The 7,314-nt window shown below is 63.3% G+C and carries 6 protein-coding genes; all 6 read left to right on the forward strand.

What is annotated here, in order from left to right; all coding sequences use genetic code 11:
• Positions 1-58: 58 nt before the first annotated feature.
• The 6 genes from iolE to iolG all read left to right on the forward strand — a co-directional run bounded on the left by iolE (position 59) and on the right by iolG (position 7,271).
• Entirely contained in the window at positions 59-952 is an 894-nt protein-coding gene (gene iolE / locus ACE04F_RS23330; RefSeq protein ID WP_486110096.1) for a myo-inosose-2 dehydratase, read from the forward strand.
• Complete coding sequence (gene iolB / locus ACE04F_RS23335) at positions 949-1,758, forward strand: 5-deoxy-glucuronate isomerase (protein ID WP_486110097.1); 810 nt, start codon at positions 949-951, stop codon at positions 1,756-1,758. The genes iolE and iolB overlap by 4 nt, the downstream gene beginning before the upstream one ends.
• 29 nt (positions 1,759-1,787) lie before the next feature.
• Positions 1,788-3,290, forward strand: a complete 1,503-nt coding sequence (locus ACE04F_RS23340) for a CoA-acylating methylmalonate-semialdehyde dehydrogenase (protein ID WP_486110098.1) — start codon at positions 1,788-1,790, stop codon at positions 3,288-3,290.
• A 33-nt stretch (positions 3,291-3,323) separates the two neighbouring features.
• On the forward strand, positions 3,324-4,145 hold the full coding sequence (locus ACE04F_RS23345; RefSeq protein ID WP_486110099.1) for a TIM barrel protein: 822 nt from the start codon (positions 3,324-3,326) through the stop codon (positions 4,143-4,145).
• Positions 4,146-4,297: 152 nt separating this feature from the next.
• Positions 4,298-6,229: a 3D-(3,5/4)-trihydroxycyclohexane-1,2-dione acylhydrolase (decyclizing) gene (iolD, locus tag ACE04F_RS23350; RefSeq protein ID WP_486110100.1), complete on the forward strand. Its 1,932-nt coding sequence runs from the start codon at positions 4,298-4,300 to the stop codon at positions 6,227-6,229.
• A gap of 31 nt (positions 6,230-6,260) precedes the next feature.
• Positions 6,261-7,271 carry a bifunctional inositol 2-dehydrogenase/D-chiro-inositol 1-dehydrogenase gene (iolG, locus tag ACE04F_RS23355; protein WP_486110101.1) on the forward strand — a complete coding sequence of 337 codons (1,011 nt, stop codon included), beginning with the start codon at positions 6,261-6,263 and terminating at the stop codon, positions 7,269-7,271.
• The last annotated feature ends 43 nt before the right edge of the window (positions 7,272-7,314 follow it).

Here is a 7,314-nt window from a genome sequence, read left to right on the forward strand (position 1 = left end):
CCCCCCCCCCCACAGGGGTTCGCCGCCCTGGTTATGTAAAACAACAAAAGGTGCAGCCATGCCCGCTATTCGAATTGGCATCAACCCGATTTCCTGGAGCAACGACGACCTGCCATCGTTGGGCGGCGAGACGCCGTTGAGCACGGCGTTGAGCGAAGGCAAGGAAATCGGCTACGAAGGTTTCGAGCTCAATGGCAAGTTTCCCAAGGACGCCAAGGGCGTTGGTGAGGTGTTGCGCCCTTACGACCTGGCGCTGGTCTCCGGCTGGTATTCCAGTCGACTGGCGCGGCGCTCCGCAGCGGAGGAAATCGACGCCATCGCCAGCCATGTCGAGCTGCTGGCGCAGAACGGCGCAACGGTGCTGGTCTACGGCGAAGTGGCCGATTCGATCCAGGGCCAGCGCGTTCCGTTGCTCGAGCGGCCACGCTTTCACACTGACGAGGCCTGGCAAGCCTACGCCGACAAGCTCACCGAGCTGGCCCGCTTCACCTTGTCCCAAGGCGTGCGCCTGGCCTACCACCACCACATGGGCGCCTACGTTGAATCGCCTTCGGACATCGACAAGCTGATGGCCCTGACCGGCAGCGAGGTCGGGCTGTTATTCGACTCGGGCCATTGCTACATGGGCGGCGGCGAACCGCTGCAGGTGTTGCGCAAACACATCGAGCGCATCTGCCATGTGCACTTCAAGGACGTGCGCAAACCCGTGGTGCAGTTGGCGCGCAACAACCTCTGGAGCTTTCCCGACTGCATCATCAACGGCACGTTCACCGTGCCTGGGGACGGCGATATCGACTTCGCCGCGTTGCTCGATGTGCTGCTGGCCGCCGATTATCAGGGCTGGCTGGTGGTGGAAGCCGAGCAGGACCCAGCGGTGGCGCCGAGTTATATCTATGCCAAGAAGGGCTACGAAACCCTGCGTGCCCTGTTGCAAGAGAGAACTGCGCCATGAGCCTGCTGATCAAGAGCAATCCCAGCGACCGAACCATGGTCGAACTGCCACGCGACGCGCTGGAATACGTCGGTTTTGCCGCCTACCGCTTGAGCCTTGGCGAAAGCCTGCCGGTGGCCGCCACAGACCGGGAACTGTGCGTGGTACTGCTCAGCGGCCGCATCAACCTCAAGGGCGAAGCACCGGGGCAGGGCGCCTTCGATTGGGACAACCTCGGCGATCGCCAGTCGGTATTCGAGGATAAATCCCCCTACGCCGCCTATCTGCCCCCCGGCAGCCAGGCCCAGGTCACCGCGCTGAGCGATGTGCAAGTGGCGGTGTGCGCCGCGCCGGGCGGCGCGCCGAATGCGTACGGCCCACGGTTGATCCGTCCCGAGAGCATGAAGCGCAGTGTGCGCGGCAAGGGTGCCAATACCCGCTACGTCTGCGACATTCTGCCGGACAGCGAACCGGCCCATTCGCTGCTGGTGGTGGAAGTGCGCACGCCATCAGGGCACTCGTCCAGCTATCCGCCGCACAAGCACGATACCGATGACTTGCCGCACCAGAGCTTTCTCGAAGAGACCTATTACCACCAGGTCAATCCGTCCCAGGGCTTCGTATTCCAGCGGGTCTACACCGACGATCGCAGCATTGACCAGGCCATGGCCGTGGAAAACAGCGACCTGGTCGTGGTGCCCAAGGGTTACCACCCGGTCAGCGTGCCCTACGGGTACGAGTCGTATTACCTGAACGTCATGGCCGGTCCGAAGCGGGTCTGGCAATTCCACAACGATCCGCAACATAGCTGGCTGCTCGACCTCTGAATCGAACATTTCTACGGAGAACCAGGACAATGAGCGACACCCCGGTAATAGGCCATTACCTCAATGGTCAGGTGCACAGCAGCGACGCCGCGCGGTTCAGCAACGTCTTCAACCCCGCCACCGGCACGGTGCAGGCCCGGGTGGCGCTGGCCGAACCGAGCACTGTCGAGGCGGCGGTAGCTTCGGCGCTGGCGGCCTTTCCTGGCTGGTCCGAACAGTCGTCGTTGCGCCGTTCCCGGGTGATGTTCAAGTTCAAGGAACTGCTTGACCGCCATCACGACGAGCTGGCGCAGATTATCAGCCGCGAGCACGGCAAGGTACTGTCCGACGCCCACGGCGAAGTCACCCGAGGCATCGAGATTGTCGAGTACGCCTGCGGCGCGCCGAGCCTGCTCAAGACCGATTTCAGCGACAACATCGGCGGCGGCATCGACAACTGGAACCTGCGCCAGCCACTGGGCGTGTGTGCCGGGGTCACGCCATTCAATTTCCCGGTCATGGTGCCACTGTGGATGATTCCCCTGGCGCTGGTGGCGGGCAACTGCTTCATCCTCAAACCCTCGGAACGCGACCCGTCCGCCAGCCTGCTGATGGCTCGGTTGCTGACCGAGGCCGGACTGCCGGATGGCGTGTTCAACGTGGTCCAGGGCGACAAGACGGCGGTGGATGCGTTGTTGCAGCACCCGGACATCGAGGCGATCTCCTTCGTCGGCTCCACACCCATCGCCGAATACATCCACCAGCAGGGCACCGCGAATGGCAAGCGCGTGCAGGCCCTGGGCGGGGCGAAGAACCACATGATCGTCATGCCCGACGCCGACCTCGACCAGGCGGCGGATGCGCTGATCGGCGCGGCCTACGGTTCGGCCGGCGAGCGCTGCATGGCGATCTCCATCGCCGTGGCGGTGGGCGACGTCGCGGATGAGTTGATTGCCCGGCTGTTGCCACGCATCGACCAGTTGAAGGTTGGCAACGGCCAGCAGCCTGGCACCGACATGGGGCCGCTGGTGACCGCCGAGCACAAGGCCAAGGTCGAAGGTTTCATCGACGCCGGCGTGGCCGAGGGCGCGCGGCTGATCGTCGACGGGCGGGGCTTCAAGGTGCCCGGGGCCGAGCAGGGGTTCTTTGTCGGGGCGACGCTGTTCGACCAGGTCACTGCCGAGATGAGCATCTATCAGCAGGAGATTTTCGGCCCGGTGCTGGGGATCGTTCGTGTGCCGGATTTCGCCACGGCGGTCGCGCTGATCAACGCCCATGAGTTCGGCAACGGCGTGTCGTGTTTTACCCGTGACGGCGGCATCGCCCGGGCATTCGCCCGCAGCATCAAGGTCGGCATGGTCGGTATCAACGTACCGATTCCGGTGCCCATGGCCTGGCACTCCTTTGGCGGCTGGAAGCGCTCGCTGTTCGGTGACCACCATGCCTATGGCGAGGAAGGCCTGCGTTTCTACAGTCGCTACAAGAGCGTGATGCAGCGCTGGCCGGACAGCATCGCCAAGGGCCCCGAATTCAGCATGCCCACCGCTCAATAACCCATTTTGATGAATGCCGGAGGGAGAACAACAATGAACAAGCCCCTGCGTTTTGCCTTGAACCGAATGGTCGCCCCGCGCCTGTCGCTGCCCGCTTTCATCGACCTGGCGCTGGCGTTGAAAACCGATGCCATCGAGATCCGCAATGACCTCAAGGGCGTCGAGATCGAAGACGGCATGCCGCCCGCCCGGGTCCGTGAGTTGTGCGAGGAACGCGGCATCAAGGTCCTGTCGATCAACGCTCTGTACCCGTTCGACGTGTGGAACGAAGAGCGCCGCGCCCAGGCCGTGCGCCTGGCCGATTACGCCCGCGAGTGCGGCGCCGAGGGGCTGGTGATGTGCCCGCTCAACGACCGCGCCGACCCGCGCAACGCCGCCGAACGCGCGGCGGGGCTACGCACCGCCCTCAGTGAGCTGGCGCCGATCCTTCGCGCCTTCGGCATCTACGGCTTCATCGAACCGCTGGGCTTCGAAGAGTGCTCGCTACGGCGCAAACGCACCGCGGTGGAAGCGATCAAGGCCATCGGCGGGCTGGATGTGTTCCGCCTGGTGCATGACACCTTTCATCATCACCTGGCCGGCGAGGAGGAATTCTTCCCTGAACTGACCGGGCTGGTGCACATCTCCGGGGTCGAGGATGCCAAGGCACCCTTGGCGACGATTCGTGACGGCCACCGGGTGCTGGTGGGCGAGGGCGATATTCTCGGCAATGCCGCGCAGATTGAAGCGCTGGTGAGTGGCGGTTATGACGGCTACCTGTCCTTCGAGCCCTTCGCCGAGAGCGTTCATGAATTGGCCGACATCCGCCAGGCGTTGGGGGCGAGCATGAGCCACCTGCAAAGCTCGCAGGCCTGACACGATTTTGACTTGATGAAGATCCCATTGTGGGAGCGAGCCTGCTCGCGAAGGCGGCAGTACATCCAACACAGATGTCGCCTGACAGGCCGCTTTCGCGAGCAGGGGGGTGAGCAAATTTGCCGGATTTGCATTCCAAATAAGGTGCAAGCATGACCACAACACGACTGACCATGGCCCAGGCCCTGGTGAAATTCCTCGATAACCAGTACATCGAGGTCGATGGCGTCCAGAGCAAGTTCGTCGCCGGGGTGTTTACCATTTTTGGCCACGGCAACGTGCTTGGCCTGGGCCAGGCGCTGGAGCAGGACAGTGGCGACCTGGTGGTCCATCAGGGCCGCAACGAGCAGGGCATGGCCCATGCCGCCATCGGGTTTGCCAAGCAGCACCTGCGGCGCAGGATCTACGCCTGTAGCTCGTCGGTCGGCCCCGGTGCGGCGAACATGCTGACCGCCGCCGCCACCGCGACAGCCAACCGCATTCCGTTGCTGCTGTTGCCCGGTGATGTCTACGCCAGTCGCCAACCCGATCCGGTGCTGCAGCAGATCGAGCAGTTCCATGACCTGAGCATCAGCACCAACGATGCGTTCAAGGCCGTGAGCAAGTACTGGGATCGGATCAACCGCCCCGAGCAACTGATGACCGCCGCGATTCATGCCATGCGCGTGCTGACCGACCCGGCCGAAACCGGCGCGGTGACCCTGGCGCTGCCCCAGGATGTACAGGCCGAGGCCTACGATTACCCGGATTATTTCCTGCAAAAGCGTGTCCACCGCATCGACCGTCGCCCGGCCACCGCGGCGATGCTCGGCGATGCCCTGGCGTTGTTCAAGGGCAAGCGTAAACCGTTGATTATCTGCGGCGGTGGGGTGAAGTATTCCGGGGCCAACGCGGCCTTGCAGGCATTTGCCGAGCGTTTTGGCATTCCCTTTGCCGAAACCCAGGCGGGGAAAAGCGCCGTGGTGTCCGCTCATCCGCTGAACGTCGGCGGCGTCGGCGAAACCGGTTGCCTGGCGGCGAACCTGCTGGCCAAGGAAGCGGACCTGATCATCGGCATCGGTACCCGCTACAGCGATTTCACCACAGCGTCGAAATGGCTGTTCCAGCACCCTGACGTGCAGTTTCTCAACCTTAATATCAGTCCGTGCGATGCGCTGAAACTTGATGGTGTGCAACTGCTGGCCGACGCCCGTTCTGGCCTGGAGACGCTGGCCGACCAGTTGGGGGGGTACCGGGCCGAATGGGGCGGGCAGATCGCCGATGCCAAGGCCCAACTCGATGCGGAAGTGGACCGGATCTATCAGGCGGACTTCCAGACCCAGGATTTTGTCCCGGAAATAAATGACCACATGGACCCGGCGGTGTTTCGCGAATTCATCGAGCTCACCGGCTCCTGCCTGACCCAAAGCCGCGTGCTGGGTACTCTCAACGAATCCCTGGCCGATGACGCCGTCATCGTTGCCGCCGCCGGCAGCCTGCCGGGTGATTTGCAGCGCAGCTGGCGCAGCAAGGGCGTGAACACCTACCACGTCGAATATGGCTATTCGTGCATGGGCTATGAGGTCAACGCCGCCCTGGGCGTGAAGCTCGCCGAGCCGGATAAAGAGGTCTACGCGCTGGTGGGCGATGGCTCCTACATGATGCTGCACTCGGAACTGGCGACCTCGATCCAGGAACGGCGCAAGATCAACGTGGTGCTCCTGGACAACATGACCTTCGGTTGCATCAACAATCTGCAGATGGAACACGGCATGGACAGTTTCGGCACCGAGTTCCGCTTCCGCAATCCCGAGACCGGCAAGCTCGACGGCGGCTTCGTGCCGGTGGATTTCGCCATGAGCGCGGCGGCCTACGGTTGCAAGACCTACAAGGTCCAGACGCTGGACGAGCTGCACGCGGCCCTGGCCGACGCCCGGCGGCAGACGGTCTCGACGCTGATCGACATCAAGGTCCTGCCCAAGACCATGATTCACAAGTACCTGTCCTGGTGGCGGGTCGGCGTCGCGCAAGTCTCCACCAGCGCCCGCACCGATGCTGTCGCCAAGACCCTCAACGAACGACTGGCCAAGGCCCGTCAATACTGATTGCGCCAACACCTACGTTATGGAGTTCCACATGTCTTTGAAGCTGGGCGTCATCGGCACCGGGGCCATCGGCCAGGACCACATCCGTCGTTGCAGCCAGACCTTGCTCAACAGCCAGGTCGTGGCGGTGACCGACATCAACCTCGTGCAGGCGGCGAAAGTCGTGGCCGACCTGAAACTGACCGCCGAGGTCTATCCCGACGGCCATGCACTGATCAAAGCGCCGGACGTCGAGGCGATCCTCGTCACGTCCTGGGGACCGAGTCACGAAGAGTTTGTCTTGGCGGCCATCGCGGCCGGAAAACCGGTGTTCTGTGAAAAGCCGCTCGCGGTCACGGCCGAAGGCTGCCGCCGGATCGTCGATGCCGAAGTGACCCACGGCAAGCGCCTGGTGCAGGTGGGCTTCATGCGTCCCTACGACGAAGGTTATCGGGCGCTCAAGTCGGTGATCGACAGCGGGCAGATCGGCGAGCCGTTGATGCTGCACTGTGCCCACCGCAACCCCAGCGTGGGCGAAAACTACAAGACCGACATGGCCATCACCGACACCTTGATTCACGAGCTGGACGTGTTGCGCTGGCTGCTGGCCGACGACTACGTCTCGGTGCAGGTGGTGTTCCCGCGCAAGACCAGCAAGGCCCTGGCGCACTTGCGCGATCCACAGATCGTCCTGTTGGAAACCGCCAAGGGCACACGGATCGACGTTGAAGTGTTCGTCAATTGCCAGTACGGCTACGACATCCAGTGCGAAGTGGTGGGGGAGACCGGCATCGCCAGGCTGCCGGAGCCGTCCCAGGTGCAACTGCGCAGCGGCGCCAAGCTTTCCAATGCGATCCTGATGGACTGGAAAGACCGGTTCATCGGCGCTTACGACGTCGAACTGCAGGCCTTCATCGACGGCGTCCGCGCCGGGCAAGTCGGCGGCCCCTCGGCCTGGGATGGTTTTGCCGCGGCGGTGGCGGCGGATGCCTGCGTCGAAGCGCAGCAGAGTGGGCAGATCGTGCGGGTCGAGCTGCCCGAGCGGCCACGATTCTACGGCTGACCACATGCCCTTTGGACATGCAGTCAAACTGTGGGAGGGGGGG

This window comes from Pseudomonas sp. AGC41 (assembly GCF_057334555.1).

What these genes read in the sequence shown, in the direction of transcription:
- ACE04F_RS23340 (WP_486110098.1), top strand. Translation starts at nt 1,788, where the DNA reads ATGAGCGACACCCCGGTAATAGGCCATTACCTCAATGGTCAGGTGCAC.
- iolE (WP_486110096.1), top strand. Translation starts at nt 59, where the DNA reads ATGCCCGCTATTCGAATTGGCATCAACCCGATTTCCTGGAGCAACGAC.
- ACE04F_RS23345 (WP_486110099.1), top strand. Translation starts at nt 3,324, where the DNA reads ATGAACAAGCCCCTGCGTTTTGCCTTGAACCGAATGGTCGCCCCGCGC.
- iolB (WP_486110097.1), top strand. Translation starts at nt 949, where the DNA reads ATGAGCCTGCTGATCAAGAGCAATCCCAGCGACCGAACCATGGTCGAA.
- iolG (WP_486110101.1), top strand. Translation starts at nt 6,261, where the DNA reads ATGTCTTTGAAGCTGGGCGTCATCGGCACCGGGGCCATCGGCCAGGAC.
- iolD (WP_486110100.1), top strand. Translation starts at nt 4,298, where the DNA reads ATGACCACAACACGACTGACCATGGCCCAGGCCCTGGTGAAATTCCTC.